At 65.9% G+C, this 13,671-nt stretch carries 14 protein-coding genes; 7 read left to right on the top strand and 7 right to left on the bottom strand.

Annotated elements, in window-relative coordinates; genetic code table 11:
- The first annotated feature begins 121 nt into the window (after nt 1-121).
- The 4 genes from ctrA to HAP40_RS08525 all read left to right on the top strand — a co-directional run bounded on the left by ctrA (nt 122) and on the right by HAP40_RS08525 (nt 2,953).
- Nucleotides 122-823 (top strand): response regulator transcription factor CtrA, encoded by a 702-nt coding sequence (gene ctrA, locus HAP40_RS08540; RefSeq protein ID WP_016848562.1) that lies wholly within the window; start codon nt 122-124, stop codon nt 821-823.
- A 170-nt stretch (nt 824-993) separates the two neighbouring features.
- Nucleotides 994-1,398: a DUF350 domain-containing protein gene (locus HAP40_RS08535; RefSeq protein ID WP_166819577.1), complete on the top strand. Its 405-nt coding sequence runs from the start codon at nt 994-996 to the stop codon at nt 1,396-1,398.
- 1 nt (nt 1,399) lies between these two features.
- Nucleotides 1,400-1,789, top strand: a complete 390-nt coding sequence (locus tag HAP40_RS08530; protein WP_166818228.1) for a hypothetical protein — start codon at nt 1,400-1,402, stop codon at nt 1,787-1,789.
- Between the two features lie 3 nt (nt 1,790-1,792).
- Nucleotides 1,793-2,953 carry a glutathionylspermidine synthase family protein gene (locus HAP40_RS08525; RefSeq protein WP_166818229.1) on the top strand — a complete coding sequence of 387 codons (1,161 nt, stop codon included), beginning with the start codon at nt 1,793-1,795 and terminating at the stop codon, nt 2,951-2,953.
- Nucleotides 2,954-3,116: 163 nt separating this feature from the next.
- On the opposite strand, the gene HAP40_RS08520 is transcribed toward HAP40_RS08525, so the two are convergent.
- The 6 genes from HAP40_RS08520 to chpT form a co-directional block, all read right to left on the bottom strand.
- Nucleotides 3,117-3,989, bottom strand: a complete 873-nt coding sequence (locus tag HAP40_RS08520) for a CheR family methyltransferase (RefSeq protein WP_166818230.1) — start codon at nt 3,987-3,989, stop codon at nt 3,117-3,119.
- Nucleotides 3,986-5,182: a protein-glutamate methylesterase/protein-glutamine glutaminase gene (locus HAP40_RS08515; RefSeq protein WP_166818231.1), complete on the bottom strand. Its 1,197-nt coding sequence runs from the start codon at nt 5,180-5,182 to the stop codon at nt 3,986-3,988. Before HAP40_RS08515 ends, HAP40_RS08520 begins: the two co-directional genes overlap by 4 nt.
- Before the next feature lie 74 nt (nt 5,183-5,256).
- Nucleotides 5,257-5,622 carry a response regulator gene (locus tag HAP40_RS08510; RefSeq protein WP_007600538.1) on the bottom strand — a complete coding sequence of 122 codons (366 nt, stop codon included), beginning with the start codon at nt 5,620-5,622 and terminating at the stop codon, nt 5,257-5,259.
- Between the two features lie 71 nt (nt 5,623-5,693).
- Nucleotides 5,694-6,164, bottom strand: coding sequence for a chemotaxis protein CheW (locus tag HAP40_RS08505; protein ID WP_166818232.1), 471 nt, complete (start codon nt 6,162-6,164; stop codon nt 5,694-5,696).
- A 27-nt stretch (nt 6,165-6,191) separates the two neighbouring features.
- Entirely contained in the window at nt 6,192-9,020 is a 2,829-nt protein-coding gene (locus HAP40_RS08500) for a hybrid sensor histidine kinase/response regulator (RefSeq protein WP_166818233.1), read from the bottom strand.
- A 197-nt stretch (nt 9,021-9,217) separates the two neighbouring features.
- On the bottom strand, nt 9,218-9,871 hold the full coding sequence (gene chpT / locus HAP40_RS08495; RefSeq protein WP_166818234.1) for a histidine phosphotransferase ChpT: 654 nt from the start codon (nt 9,869-9,871) through the stop codon (nt 9,218-9,220).
- A 213-nt stretch (nt 9,872-10,084) separates the two neighbouring features.
- Here chpT and HAP40_RS08490 point away from each other — a divergent pair, with 213 nt between their 5' ends.
- The gene (locus tag HAP40_RS08490) at nt 10,085-10,915 is read left to right on the top strand and encodes a 3'(2'),5'-bisphosphate nucleotidase CysQ family protein (protein WP_166819578.1); all 831 of its coding nucleotides are present in this window, start codon (nt 10,085-10,087) and stop codon (nt 10,913-10,915) included.
- 9 nt (nt 10,916-10,924) lie between these two features.
- Here HAP40_RS08490 and HAP40_RS08485 read toward each other — a convergent pair whose 3' ends face one another.
- A complete protein-coding gene (locus HAP40_RS08485; RefSeq protein ID WP_166818235.1) occupies nt 10,925-11,410 on the bottom strand; it encodes a YHS domain-containing (seleno)protein in 486 nt (161 codons plus the stop codon).
- 139 nt (nt 11,411-11,549) lie between these two features.
- Between HAP40_RS08485 and HAP40_RS08480 the strand changes: the two genes are divergently transcribed.
- Together HAP40_RS08480 and HAP40_RS08475 are read left to right on the top strand one after the other, a co-directional pair.
- Entirely contained in the window at nt 11,550-12,155 is a 606-nt protein-coding gene (locus HAP40_RS08480) for a DUF1134 domain-containing protein (RefSeq protein ID WP_166818236.1), read from the top strand.
- Between the two features lie 121 nt (nt 12,156-12,276).
- Nucleotides 12,277-13,575, top strand: coding sequence for a hypothetical protein (locus tag HAP40_RS08475; RefSeq protein ID WP_166818237.1), 1,299 nt, complete (start codon nt 12,277-12,279; stop codon nt 13,573-13,575).
- The last annotated feature ends 96 nt before the right edge of the window (nt 13,576-13,671 follow it).

The raw sequence follows: 13,671 nt of genomic DNA, 5'->3' as shown, positions 1-13,671 counted from the left end.
AGAATCAGAGTTTGTTAACCATCTGTTGTCAGGATCCGAATCAGTTGTTCAAAGGCGTTTTGTTGAGTGCCGCGAATGCGGCCGACCTGACGCCCAGGAGCGGCGACTATGGGGAACTGGCATGCGCGTTTTGCTGATTGAAGATGACAGCGCCGTCGCGCAGTCGATCGAGCTGATGTTGAAGTCTGAGAGCTTCAACGTCTACACGACCGATTTGGGGGAAGAAGGCGTCGATCTCGGTAAACTATACGACTACGACATTATTCTCCTCGACCTCAACCTGCCCGACATGTCCGGCTACGACGTGCTCAAGCAGCTCCGGGTCTCCAAGATCAAGACACCGATTCTGATCCTCTCCGGCCTCGCCGGCATCGAGGACAAGGTCAAGGGTCTCGGCGTCGGCGCCGACGACTACATGACCAAGCCCTTCCACAAGGACGAGCTGGTTGCCCGCATCCACGCGATCGTGCGCCGTTCCAAGGGCCATGCCCAGTCGGTCATCCAGACCGGCGACCTCGTCGTCAACCTCGACACCAAGACGGTGGAAGTCGGCGGCCAGCGCGTGCATCTGACCGGCAAGGAATATCAGATGCTGGAGCTGCTCTCGCTCCGCAAGGGCACGACCCTCACCAAGGAAATGTTCCTCAACCATCTCTATGGCGGCATGGACGAGCCCGAGCTGAAGATCATCGACGTCTTCATCTGCAAGCTCCGCAAGAAGCTGGCCAACGCCTCCGAGGGACGCAACTTCATCGAGACCGTGTGGGGCCGCGGCTACGTGCTGCGCGAGCCGCACGAGGCCGACGAACGCATCCCCGCCTGACCTCAGGGCTTACGTCGCGAGCCTTGTCAGGCTCGCTCCTCCCAGCCTGGACCCCGCCGCAAATGGCGGGGTTTTGTTTTTTGGGGCAGGCCGGAGGTTTCATCGCCCTCCAGCCGTTGAACCGCTATCCTCTTCGCGCCGACGAATGGTCGCTGCACGATGGGGGAACGATGATCCTGCAATCACTCGCCGGCCTGCCCGCCTTCCTGGTCTATTTCTGCACCGGGCTGATCGCGATCGTGGCCTATCTGTTCGTCTACACCCGCATCACGGCGCATAACGAATTTCAGCTCATCCGCGACAACGAGCCGGCCGCCGCGATCGCGCTCGGCCTCAGCCTGCTCGGCTTTGTGTCGCCGCTGGTCAGCGCCATCGCACATTCGGCCAACGTGCTGGACTGCCTGATCTGGGCGACGATCGCGCTGATCGTGCAGGTCATTGTGTTCTTTCTGGTGAGAGTGCCGGTGCCGAACCTGTCTGCGCGGATCGCCGCCGGCGAGCTTGCGCCGGCCATCTGGCTCGGCCTGTCTTCGCTCGCCGCGGGCCTGCTGAACGCCGCCAGCATGATCTACTGAAATGCCCGACAAACCTTCCAAAAAAGAGTTCGGCAAGCGCCGGCCGGTGGCCGAGCCGCCGGCCATGCGGCCGCCGGTGAAGCGCTCCGGCCATGTCGCGCTGCTGGTGATGGGCACGATCGCGGTCGGCACCACCGCCTACACGCTGATGCCGCGTCAGAACTGCGAGACCTCTCCTGGCGCCGTGCCGGGGCAGACGACCACGACGTGCAGCAGTAGCAGCAGCAGTTCGTCAGGCGGCAGCAGCTCGCGCTGGTCGTCGCGATCGAGCTTCTTCAGCAGCGATACCTCGAGCCATTCCTCGTCGGGAACGTCGTCCGACTCCGGCCACAGCAGCGTGAGCCGCGGCGGCTTCGGCTCGTTCGGCCATGGCTTCTCGGGCGGCGGCTGACCCATGCAGCGCATCACCTGTCTCGAGCGCGACGACTGGCGAGAGACCGCAGCGCAGTGCGGCTTCGTCTTCCACACCATCGACGGCGAACGCTATTGGGATGAGCGCGCCTATTACGGCTTCACCCTCGACGAGATCGAGCGCGGCATCGAGACGCCGACCGGCGAGATCGACGCGATGTGCGTTGAGCTCGCCGGCCGCATCATCCGCGACGAGCGATATTTGCGCCGCTTGAAGATTCCGGAAACATTCTGGAGCCTGATCGCCGAGAGCTGGGAGCGCGACGACCGCAGCCTCTATGGCCGGCTCGACCTGACGTTCGACGGCAAAGGTCCGGCAAAGCTGCTCGAATACAACGCGGATACGCCGACTTCGCTCTTCGAGGCTGCCATCTTCCAATGGACCTGGCTCGAGCAGGCGATCGAGCGGCGCGTCATCCCCTCGCGTGCCGATCAATTCAACTCCATCCATGAGCGGCTGATCGCAGCTTGGAAGGAGATCGCCAGCGGCCGCCAAATCCATCTCACCGGTATCACCGGCAACGAGGAAGACGCCGGTACACTCGCTTATCTCGAAGACACCGCGCGCCAGGCGGGGCTTTCGACCCGGCTGCTCGACATCGAGCAGGTCGGCTGGCGCGATGAGACCGGCGGGTTCGTCGATCTCGACGATTGCGATATCGCGCTGGCCTTCAAGCTCTATCCCTGGGAATGGATGTTCCACGACGCCTTCGGCGCCAAGCTCAAGGACGCACCGACGCGCTGGATCGAGCCGCCGTGGAAGGCAGTGCTCTCCAACAAGGGTATCTTGCCGCTGCTGTGGGAGCTGTTTCCGAACCATCCCAATCTGCTGCCGGCCTTCTTCGAGGACGATCCACGCGCCGCCGAGCTCGGCACGTCCTATGTGCGCAAGCCGCTGCTGTCGCGCGAGGGCGCCAACGTCACGCTGGTGTCGGGCGGCATGCCGCTCGACGAGCAGGCGGGCCCCTACGGCGCCGAGGGTTTCGTGCGGCAGGCTCTGGCACCGCTGCCGAATTTTTCGGGCTTCTATCCGGTGATTGGAAGCTGGCTGGTGAACCACGAACCGTGCGGCCTGTCGATCCGCGAGGACGAGAGCCCGATCACCGGCAACCGCTCGCGCTTCCTGCCGCATGCGATCTTGTGAGGCGCCCGTCATTCCGGGGCACTCGCAAAGCGAGTGAGCCCGGAATCCATAGCCACAGGCGGATCGAACAGCTCGCGTCTAATCACCTGCCTATGGCGATGGCCTGTGGTTATGGATTCCGGGCTCCGCGCTCACGCGCGGCCCCGGAATGACGAGGAGAAGTTCACCTCGCCGCGGCGACCTTCAGCGGCTGCGGCATCAATCCGCCCATCGGCCGTCCGGAGCGCGCGGGGTTGAGCTGGTAGAGACCGCGGCGCTCAGTGATCGGGCGGAACGCATCGGTGATGCCGACGACGGATTCGGCGGCCCCCAGCAGCAGCGTGCCGTCGGCTTCCATCCCCTTCGCCATGCGCTCGAAGATCACCGCCTTGGTGCCCTGGTCGAAATAGATCAGCACGTTGCGGCAGAAGATCACGTCGAAGGTCCCGAGATGGGAGAAGTCCTGCAGCAAATTGAGCTGGCGGAACTGCACCATCGCGCGAATGTCGGCATTGAGCTGCCAGACTTCACCGATCTGCGTGAAATACTTCATCAGGTGCTGGATCGGCAGGCCGCGCTGCACCTCGAACTGGCTGTAGATGCCGGCCTTGGACTTCTCCAGCACTTCCTGCGACAGATCGGTGGCAACGATCTCGACGCGCCAGCCGGCGAGCGCCGCGCCCATCTCCTTCACGCACATCGCGATCGAATAAGGCTCCTGCCCGGTCGACGACGCCGCCGACCAGATGCGCAAGGACTTGCGCGCCGTGCGCGCCTGGATCAGGCCCGGCAGGATCGTCTCGCGCAGATGATCGAACGGAATCTTGTCGCGGTAGAAGAAGGTCTCGTTGGTGGTCATGGCTTCGACCACGTCGGTCGCAAGCCGGCCGTCGCCGTTCCTGATCTTCAGCACGAGATCGGGAAGGCCTGATAGGCTCGCCTTGCGGGCGAGCGGCAGCAGCCGGCTCTCGACCAGATATTGTTTGTCGGCGGACAGATCGAGGCCGGAGCGCTCTTTCAGGAACTTGCGCAGATAGTCGTAGTCCGCCGGCGTCACGAACGGTCTCCCGCGAACAGGCGTTTGACCTTGGCGCCGATCTGGTTGAGCGGCAGGATCGCGGCGCAGATGCCGGCATTGGCCGCCGCGCCCGGCATGCCCCAGACCACGCTCGTGGCCTCGTCCTGCGCGATGACGCTGCCGCCGGCAGCAACGATGTCCTTGCCCCCGCGCATGCCGTCCGAGCCCATGCCCGTCAGAATCACGGAGAGGATGCCGCCGTGCCAGATGTCGATGGCGGAGGTGAAGAGCGGATCGACCGCGGGCTTGCAGAAATTGACGGCGGGACCATCGTCGAGTGCGATCGCGGCGTCCGCGCCGCTGCGCACGACGCGCATGTGCTTGCCGCCGGGCGCCAGATAGATCCGCCCCGGCTTCACCGGCTCGCCGTCGACCGCCTCGGCCGCCGGCTTGCGGCTCGAACGCGCCAGATGCTCGGCAAGAATGGTGGTGAAGGTCGGCGGCATGTGCTGGGTGATCAGCACCGGGACGCGGTCGATCACGGGGCCGAGCTCGGTGACGAGCGTCATCAGCGCCTGGGGACCGCCGGTCGATGAGCCGATCAACAGCACCTTGGGGGTCTGGGTCGAGAACGGGCGCAGGGCCAGCGCTCCCGACGACGGCGCATGCACGGCCGGTGCGGGCGCGGCGGGCCGCGCGACAACCGGTGCACGTGCGGCGGCCGGTGCGGGGCCGGCGGGCGCCAATGGCGGGCTCGCAACCGCGGGCTTTCTGCGCAGGCGCGCGCCGAGGTGACGGATCTTCTGGATCAGATCGTGGTGGAAGATGTCCGCGGCCGACGCCTCGCGCGTCGATTCCGGCTTCGGAATATAGTCGGCGGCGCCGAGCGACAGCGCCTTGAAGCTGATCTCGGCGTTGCGGCGGGTCAGCGTCGAGGCCATGATGATGACGAGATCGCGCTTCTTCGCCAGCAGCTGCGGCAGCGCCGACAGGCCGTCGAGCTCGGGCATTTCGATATCGAGCACGGCGACGTCGGGGTTGATGCGCTCGACCTGGTTGACCGCCTCGAGTCCGGTGCGCAGCGAGGCCGCGACCTCCATGTCGTGCTCGGCACCGATCCAGCGCGAGATCAGACCGCGGATGACGACGGAGTCGTCGACGATCATCACCCGCAGCGGCCCGGCTTCGCGCGACGAGCCCGTGGTCGACTTACCTGCGAACGCAACACTCATTACTCACCAACTCAGACCGAACGGTTCATTTGAAAACCAGCGCCGAAGGACCCGTTCAGCCTCCGGGCGTTCGCTCAGATCAGGCCGACTTCCTGGAATTTCGCCGTCACGATGTCCTTGTCGAAGGGCTTCATGATGTATTCGTTGGCACCGGCGTGCAGCGCGCGGGCAATGTGCGCGACGTCGTTCTCGGTGGTGCAGAACACGACCTTGGGCTGGTCGCCGCCGGGCATGCGCCTGAGATGACCGAGAAACTCGTAGCCGTCCATGACGGGCATGTTCCAGTCGAGCAGCACCGCATCGGGCAGGCCGCGCTTGCAGGCCTCGAGCGCCTTCTCTCCGTCCTCGGCTTCGAGGATCTGGAAGTCGAGGCCTTCAAGGATCCGGCGCGCAACCTTGCGGATGACGCTGGAATCATCAACGACGAGACAAGTTCGCATGTGAACCTCTGCTTCCTCCCCTTTGCGGGGGTACTTCCAACTACTGGCACGTCGGCGGCAGTGCCGCCGTATCAGGCCGCCATCATGTCAGGCGCGAGCTCGAGGACGCGATCGACGTCGAGGACGACCATGAGCTGGCCGTCGAGACGGTGGACGCCGCCGGCGAGCTTGGCCATGCGGGGATCGAGGTTGACGGGGTTCTCCTCCATGCCGGCCTCGGGCAGGCGCAGCACCTCGCCGATCTGGTCGATGAGCAGGCCATAGGATTCACCGCGCAGGTCGACGCCGACCGCCATCGGCACCTTGCCGTCCTCGGCCCTGGGCAGGCCGAGGCGGGCGCGCATGTCGACCACGGTGACGATGCGGCCGCGCAGATTCAGCACGCCCGCGATCTCGCGCGAGGACAGCGGCACGCGGGTGACGCGCTCGGGCATGAACACGTCCTGCACGCGGGAGATCGGCAGCCCGAACAGCTGGCCGCCGATCATCGCGGTGACGTATTCGACCATGGCGCCTTCGGCTGATTGGGTCTTGTTGGTCATCTCGGTGTCTCCTGATCCCTGTCCTGCTTACGCCGCTGCCCGGCTCAGCTCGGAGGCGCCGGCGGCGCCCGCGGTCTGCTCCTTCAGCGCCGCGATCAGACCGGGACGGTCGAACTTGGCGACATAGTCGTGGAAGCCGGCCTGACGGCCGCGCTCGATCGCCGCCGGCGACACCAGGGCGGACAGGCCGATGATCGGCATCGCGCCCAGATTGTTGTCCGAGCGGATCACTTCCGCGAACTCGAACCCGTTCATGTCGGGCATCTCGATGTCGGTCAGCACCACGTCGAAGCTCTGCGCGCGCAGCGCAGCCAGGCCCTCCTGCGCGGTCGGCGCGGTGCGGACGCGGTAGCCGGCCGCCTTCAGCACCGGCGCCAGCATGTTGCGGAAGAACGCTGAGTCGTCGACCAGCAGCACCGACTGCGAGTGCAGCGACGGCTTCATCTCCTTGCGGGTGAACCAGTCGGCGAACGCCATCGGCAGGAAGTGGCCGACGTCGATCACCTCGGTGGCCTGACCCTTGATCACGGCCGAGCCCAGAATGCCCTGGCTGGAGCCGCCGACCTCGATGTTGAGCCGTTCCTCGACGATGTCGATGATCTCGTCGACGACGAGCCCCATGGAGCGGCCGTCATCGGCGAACACCAGGATCGGCTGGGCGCCCTGGCTGGCAATGGTGACGCCCTCCATGGCGACGAGCGGCATCAGCTGCTCGCGGTACTGCACCATGTAGCGGCCGTTGGAGAACTCGATCTTGTCGGCGGGCAGCTCTTCCAGGCGGGTGACGAGCCCGAGCGGGACCGCCTTGGGCTGCGACGAGCCGGCGCGGAAGACGAGAAGCGAAGTGGTCTGCTCGCCCGATCCGATGTGATGCGCGCCGTTCTCGTCGCCCATGTCATGGGCCGAGGAGCCGGCGGCGCCGAGCGCCTTGGCGATGCCGTTGGGGTCGATGATCATGATCACCGCGCCATCGCCCAGGATGGTGTTGCCGGAGAACATGTCGATGTGACGCAGCTTGGTCGACATCGGCTTGACCACGATTTCTTCGGTGTGGAACACGCCGTCGACGACGATGCCAAAGGTCTGGCTGCCGACCTGGGTCACCACGATGAAGCCGTTCTCGGGATCGGATGCGGCGCCGTCGTCGATCTTGAGCAGCTTCTTGAGGTGGATCAGCGGCAGCAGCTTGTTGCGCAGGCGGAGGACCGCGGTGTCCTTGATGCGCTCGATGCGGTGCTCGGAGTTGGCGCGGGCGCGCACCAGCTCGACCACCGAGAGCTGCGGGATGGCGAAGCGGTCGCCGGCAGCTTCCACGATCAGGGCCGAGACGATGGCCAGGGTCAGCGGGATCTTGATGGTGACGGAGCTTCCCTCGCCAGCCACGCTCTTGATGTCGATGGTGCCGCCGATCTGGTCGATATTGGTGCGGACCACGTCCATGCCGACGCCGCGGCCCGAGACCGAGGTGATGGCGGCCGCGGTCGAGAAGCCGGGCGCGAAGATGAACTTGTGGATCTGGGCCTCGCTCATCTTCTCGAGCTCGGCCTCGGTGACGAGGCCTGACGAGATCGCCTTGGCCTTGATCTTCTCGGTGTTGAGGCCCCTTCCGTTGTCGGCGATGCAGATGATGATGTGGCCGCCTTCGTGATAGGCGGACAGGCGAATGGTGCCCTGCTCGCCCTTGCCGGAGGCAAGACGCTCGGCGGGGGTCTCGAGGCCATGATCGGCGGAGTTGCGCACCATGTGGGTGAGCGGGTCCTTGATCAGGTCGAGCACCTGGCGGTCGAGCTCGGTGTCGGCGCCGTGCATCTCCAGCTCGATCTGCTTGCCGAGTTCGCTAGAGAGGTCGCGGACGATGCGGGGCAGCTTCTGCCAGGCATTGCCGATCGGCTGCATGCGCGTCTTCATGACGCCCTCCTGCAGCTCGGCGGTGACGTTGGACAGGCGCTGCAGCGGCACCTTGAACTCGGTGTCCTCGTTGCGGCGGGAGATCTCCAGCAGCTGGTTGCGGGTCAGCACCAGCTCGGAGACCATGGTCATCAAATGCTCCAGCGTGTCCACGTTGACGCGGATCGACTGGTTGGCGATGCTGGCACCTTCGCCGGCATTCTCGTCGGCCATCGACTTCTTCGGCGCGGCCTTCTCCTTGGCGGGTTTTGCAGCCTCCTTGGCAATCTCCTTGGCGGCCGGAGCTTCAGGCGCGGGCTCGGCTTTGGCAACGGGGGCCGGGGCCGGCGCTTCGATCGCGGTCTCGCGGAAGGCGCGCTCGAGCTCGTCGAGCGAGACCTCGCCCGGACGCAAGGGACGCTCCAGCGTCTGGTCGATCAGCGTGCCCGTGGTCATCTCCTTGGCGGGCGCGGCAGCCGGGGCCTCCGGCACCAGCGGCGGGGCTTCGGCAACGGGAGCGGCGGCACTTCCAGCCGGCATCGGCTGCGCCGAGCCTGACGCGATCGGCGAAGCCGACGCTGACATTGCCGCCATGCCCTGCTCGACCATCGCTTCCAGCTTGTCGATGAGGTCGCGGTCGTTGCCCTCGGGCTCGGCTTCGGTCGCCTCGAGGCCGGCCAGGATCTCCTTGATGCGGTCGATCGAGGACAGGATCACCGTCACCGCCTGCCCGGTCACCGGCATGCCGTCACGGAATTTGCCCATCAAGGTCTCGCCGGCATGCGCCAGCGCTTCCAGTCGCGGCAGGCCGAGGAAGCCGCAGGTACCCTTGATGGTGTGGACGAGGCGGAAGATGTTATCCAGGATCTTGGCGTTGTTCGGCTCCTGCTCGAACTTCACCAGCTGATTGTCGACGGTGTCCAGGCTCTCGCTGGTCTCCGTCAAAAACTCCCGCAACAGATCATCCATAAAAACAGGCCTTCATACAGGGAGGGCGCGCACGAGACGTGATGCGCCATTTCGGAATGAAGCCAGCTTCACCGCAAAGCGTTTAATATTGGTTGAGTATGTGCAAAAGAACGGAACCAACAAAGAGATAAGGCGCTCCGGACAAGCCGAAGCGCCTCGTAAAGATTCGATTAACGGTCCGAGAGCGACGTGCGCGTTTACGAAGCGCTAACGATGATGGCTTCGCCTTCCGGCTTGAGCGTCACCGTGAGCCCGCAGGCCAGCGCGAGCAGCCGCGTATAATAAGGCTGGATCGCATGTGCGTCGGCCGCCGGTCCACGCTCGCCGCTGAGGAGCTCGGAGATGTTCTGCGGCAGACGCGCATTGTGTCCGGTCGCAGTGATGCGAAAGCTCATCGTCTCGCCCTCGCCGATCGGATCGATCGTCAGCATGCCGCCGCGCGGGATGGTGTGCTGGGCAACGACCAGCATGTTGAGCAGCAGCTTGACGCGATTCTTCGGCAGCAGCAGTCGCGGCAGATTCCAGGTGATCGAGCACTTGCCGTCCTCGATGTGGCCGCGCGCCATGGTCTGGGCATCGCCGAGATCGATCTGCGCGCCGGACGAGCCGGCGGCGCCGAAGGCGAGGCGGCAGAACTGGAGCCGGGCCGAGGCGGTCTTGGCACTCTTGCGAATCAGGTCGAGCGCGAACTCGCGGTCCTCGGGCTTGGGATCGTCGTCGAGCACTTCGAGCCCGTTGACGATGGCGCCAACGGGGCTGATGAGATCGTGGCAGACCCGCGAGCACAAGAGCGCAGCGAGTTCGAGCATATCGGGAGCAGTGGCGGTCGCGGGCGACGAAGCGTCAGACATATAATGGGGTCCTGGAGGGTTCCTGGAATTGCACGGCGCTGGACGCCGCGAATCACGCATGCTTGACGGATGCTGCGGGTTCTAACATTCGCAAGCCCGCGGCAGCTAGCTTGCGATAGGTTCGAAGCGGCCATAAAGGCCCCGGTCGAATCGATCAGGGCGAATCAACCGAGAGGGACGAAACTTGCCGATGAATGAGGCACGCAAGTGAGGATGATCGACGATGCGGCCGCATCCGGCCTGATGGAGCCGCTCACCGCGCTGGTGGTGAAGGCGGGCGAAGCGATCCTGGCCGTCAACCGCGCGGCGATGCGGGTCGACGGCAAGCAGGACGGCTCGCCGGTGACGGAGGCGGACCTTGCCGCCGACCGCATCATCGCCGAAGGCCTCGCGCAGCTCGCCGTCGACGTGCCGACGCTGTCGGAAGAGCGGACCCAGCTCGCCTCCCCGCCGTTCCAGGGCAGCTTCTTCCTGATCGATCCTCTGGACGGCACCAAGGAGTTCGTCGCCGGCCGCGACGAGTTCACCGTCAACCTCGCCGTGGTGACCGAGGGCGTGCCGCTGCTCGGCATCGTCTCCGCGCCCGCGCTCGGCCTGCTCTGGCGCGGTATCGTCGGGCGCGGCGCCGAGCGCGTCAGCTTTAAGGGCGTGACCATCGGTACGGCCGAGCCGATCCGCACCCGCAAGCTGCCGGCGCAAGGCGAGCCCTGGATCGCGGCGGTGAGCCGCTCGCATGGCGATCCCAGAAGCGAGGCTTTCATCGATAGCCGCTCCAATGCCGTGAGGAAGACGTGTGGCTCGGCGGTGAAATTCGGCCGGATCGCGGACGGCAGCGCCGACATCTATCCCCGCTTCGGGCCGACATCGGAATGGGACGTCGGGGCCGGCTGCGCGGTCGTGACCGCGGCGGGCGGCAGGGTGACCGACGGCCAGGGCGGCGCGCTCCGCTTCGGCCAGCGCAGCGGCAGCGGTTTCATCATCCCGGAGTTCATCGCCTGGGGTGACCCGCAGGCGGTGATTTCTGACGTGGTCGGCCGCTCCTGACCGGGCTTGCTACTGACCGAGCTGGTCCAGCAGCGCCGGCCAGCGCTTGCCGACCTCATAGAGGAAGCGCTCGGGATCGGCGGCGAAGGCGTCGCGATTGGTTTCGCGGCTGAACAGATAGAGCCGCTGGGCCACGATCGCGAAGAAGCGGGGATTGCCGGCGATGGCGACGCCGCGGGCGATATCGGCCGGATCATAGCCGCCGTATTGCGGTCCGTAGATCTCGGGATGGGACACGAAGGAGGCCCGGTTGCCCTCGTTCCGGAAGCGCCAGACCGCGCCCCAGAGGATTGCCTCGAACTGCGCCGTGCCCCGCGCGGCCGCGCCATCGACGAAATAGGCGACGGGGTCGAAGCCCTCGATGGCGACGCCGCTGAAACGGTTGATGACGATCCGCTCGGTGGTGGCAGCCTTGGCCGGCAGCCCCGCGCAGGTCAGCCAGATGCCCGCCAGCAGGCAGACCAGACGGCCGATCAAGGCAATTCCGGGGCGCAAAGGGCTATCTTCCTGCCGTTGTGCCGTCATAGTTGCTGCGGATAACATCCGAGTCGAGGGGACATCCGGCGCAACCTAGAGCCGTGCCTGTTGGCGTCAGGTTAAGGAAGCGACGGGATTCGATACCAGGGGTTCTTTTATGACTTTCGCATCACGCCTTGCTGCGCTCGCGCTCGTCGCGATGGTCGGCTGGATCGTGCCGGCCTCCGCCCAGCCGGCGCCGCCGCCGGACCTGCCGCCGCCACAGCGGACCCCGACACCCAGCACCTATGGGCCGGATGAGCTCGTCAATGCCGGCCACCGCTTCTTCGGGAATGTTTCGCGCGGGCTCGCCTCGATCATCGAGAAGGCGGTGAGCCAATGGGGCCTGCCGAACGGCTATATCCTGGGTGAGGAAGGTTCTGGTGCCTTCGTCGCCGGCCTGCGCTACGGCGAAGGCACGCTCTACACCAAGAACGCCGGGGATCTGCGCGTCTACTGGCAGGGCCCCTCGCTCGGCTTCGACTGGGGCGGCGACGGTGCCCGCACCATGACGCTGGTCTACAATTTGCCCGCGACCAACGCGATCTACCAGCGCTTCGCCGGCCTCGACGGCTCGGCCTACATCATCGGCGGTTTCGGGATGACGGCGCTCACCGCCAACAACATCGTGCTGGTGCCGATCCGCTCGGGCCTCGGCCTGCGGCTGGGAGCCAATATCGGCTACCTCAAATACACCCCGCGCGCGACCTGGAACCCGTTCTAGGGTTTTCCTTCTCCCGTCTGCTCACAGATCAAGGTTAACGACAGAGCGGGGCTGGCTTTTTGCCGGCCCGCCATGGCATGGTCGTTGGTAAATTTTTCCTTAGCTCTGGGAGTTCTGGACCATGGTCGAACCGATCATGTACCTGGCGATCGGTTTCCTGCTCTCGATGCTGTGCGGGCTTGCCATCGTGCCGCTGGTGCATAACCGCGCGGTGCGCCTGACCACGCGCCGGCTCGAGGCCGCCACCCCGCTGTCGATGGCCGAGATCCAGGCCGACAAGGACCAGCTCCGGGCCGAATTCGCCATGTCGGCGCGACGGCTGGAGATGAGCGTCGAGCAGCTCAAGAACAAGACCACGAGCCAGCTCGCCGAGCTCGGCAAGAAGAGCGACGCCATCAACCGCATGAAGATCGAGCTCGGCGAGAAGAACGCCACGATCTTCGCGCTGGAGGCGCGCGAGAAGGCGGTGAAGGAGCAGCTCCGCGCCACCGAAGAAGAGTTCAACGCCAAGACCGCATCCCTGCGCGAGGCCGAGATCGCGCTGGCCGACAAGCAGGCCGAGCTCGGCAGGATCAACACCGAGCTGTCCGACCGTTCGATGATGGCGGAAAGCCGCCAGGTCGAGCTGGTCGCCGTGCGCACGCAGATCGAGGAACTGAAGAACCGCGTCGGCGACGCCGAGAAGGAGTTCGCCGCGACGCAGGCGCGCCTGGCGCTGGAGCGGACCGAATCCGAGACCGCCTCGCGCGAGCTCGCCGAGGCCCGCGGCCGCGTCGAGAATCTGAGCCAGCGCGTCACCGAGCTCGATCGCCAGCTCATCGTGCAGGTGAAGGAGGCCGAGATGCTGTCGGGCCGCGTCTCCGACCTCGAGGGCCGCCTCGCCACGCAGGGCAAGCTGCTCGCCGAGCGCGACTACGAGAACAACCAGCTGCGCCAGGCCAATGACGGCGCCGAACGCACCGTCAAGGAACTGCGCGTCGAACTCGCAGCCCTGAGCGGCGGCAAGTCGTCGGCCGCCTTCGAGTCTCTGCGTGCGGAAAAAACCGCGCTGGAGGAACAGCTCCGCACTGCGCGCGACGAGCGCGCCAAGCTGCAGCGCGACGTCAACGCGATCCAGCAGCAGGCGGAGAGCTCCTGGGCGACCGAGCGGATGGAGAACGCGCTGCTGCGCGAGCGCATCAACGACATCGCCGCCGAAGTGGCCAAACTCGCGATGCAGCTCGAGGGCCCGAACTCGCCGATCGAGGCCCTGCTCGCCGCCGAGGCCGGCCAGCCGCCGAAACCGGCGCCGCGCCCGGCCAACGACGCCGCGGCCAAGGGCGCAGCCGCCGCGAGCCTGCCCGAGGGTGGCGGAACGCTCGCCGAGCGCATCCGCGCGCTCCAGGCCCACGCCTCCCGCGCCCGCCAGCAGGGCGCGTAATCGGGCCGAAACCCGGCCTCACCGGCGTATCGCGCGAGCCGCGGCAGGTTTTCCGGGCTGTCAGCGCCTGAAAACTTGACACCTTCGGCCGGCACT

Source organism: Bradyrhizobium sp. 1(2017) (genome assembly GCF_011602485.2).
Classification (GTDB): Bacteria; Pseudomonadota; Alphaproteobacteria; order Rhizobiales; family Xanthobacteraceae; genus Bradyrhizobium.
This window is presented reverse-complemented; position numbering and strand designations above follow the sequence as displayed.

Bases quoted from the DNA above. Each gene is read 5' to 3' on its own strand.
- ctrA (WP_016848562.1), top strand. From the start codon at position 122: ATGCGCGTTTTGCTGATTGAAGATGACAGCGCCGTCGCGCAGTCGATC.
- HAP40_RS08535 (WP_166819577.1), top strand. From the start codon at position 994: ATGATCCTGCAATCACTCGCCGGCCTGCCCGCCTTCCTGGTCTATTTC.
- HAP40_RS08530 (WP_166818228.1), top strand. From the start codon at position 1,400: ATGCCCGACAAACCTTCCAAAAAAGAGTTCGGCAAGCGCCGGCCGGTG.
- HAP40_RS08525 (WP_166818229.1), top strand. From the start codon at position 1,793: ATGCAGCGCATCACCTGTCTCGAGCGCGACGACTGGCGAGAGACCGCA.
- HAP40_RS08515 (WP_166818231.1), bottom strand. From the start codon at position 5,182: ATGAGTGTTGCGTTCGCAGGTAAGTCGACCACGGGCTCGTCGCGCGAA.
- HAP40_RS08510 (WP_007600538.1), bottom strand. From the start codon at position 5,622: ATGCGAACTTGTCTCGTCGTTGATGATTCCAGCGTCATCCGCAAGGTT.
- HAP40_RS08505 (WP_166818232.1), bottom strand. From the start codon at position 6,164: ATGACCAACAAGACCCAATCAGCCGAAGGCGCCATGGTCGAATACGTC.
- HAP40_RS08500 (WP_166818233.1), bottom strand. From the start codon at position 9,020: ATGGATGATCTGTTGCGGGAGTTTTTGACGGAGACCAGCGAGAGCCTG.
- chpT (WP_166818234.1), bottom strand. From the start codon at position 9,871: ATGTCTGACGCTTCGTCGCCCGCGACCGCCACTGCTCCCGATATGCTC.
- HAP40_RS08490 (WP_166819578.1), top strand. From the start codon at position 10,085: ATGATCGACGATGCGGCCGCATCCGGCCTGATGGAGCCGCTCACCGCG.
- HAP40_RS08480 (WP_166818236.1), top strand. From the start codon at position 11,550: ATGACTTTCGCATCACGCCTTGCTGCGCTCGCGCTCGTCGCGATGGTC.
- HAP40_RS08475 (WP_166818237.1), top strand. From the start codon at position 12,277: ATGGTCGAACCGATCATGTACCTGGCGATCGGTTTCCTGCTCTCGATG.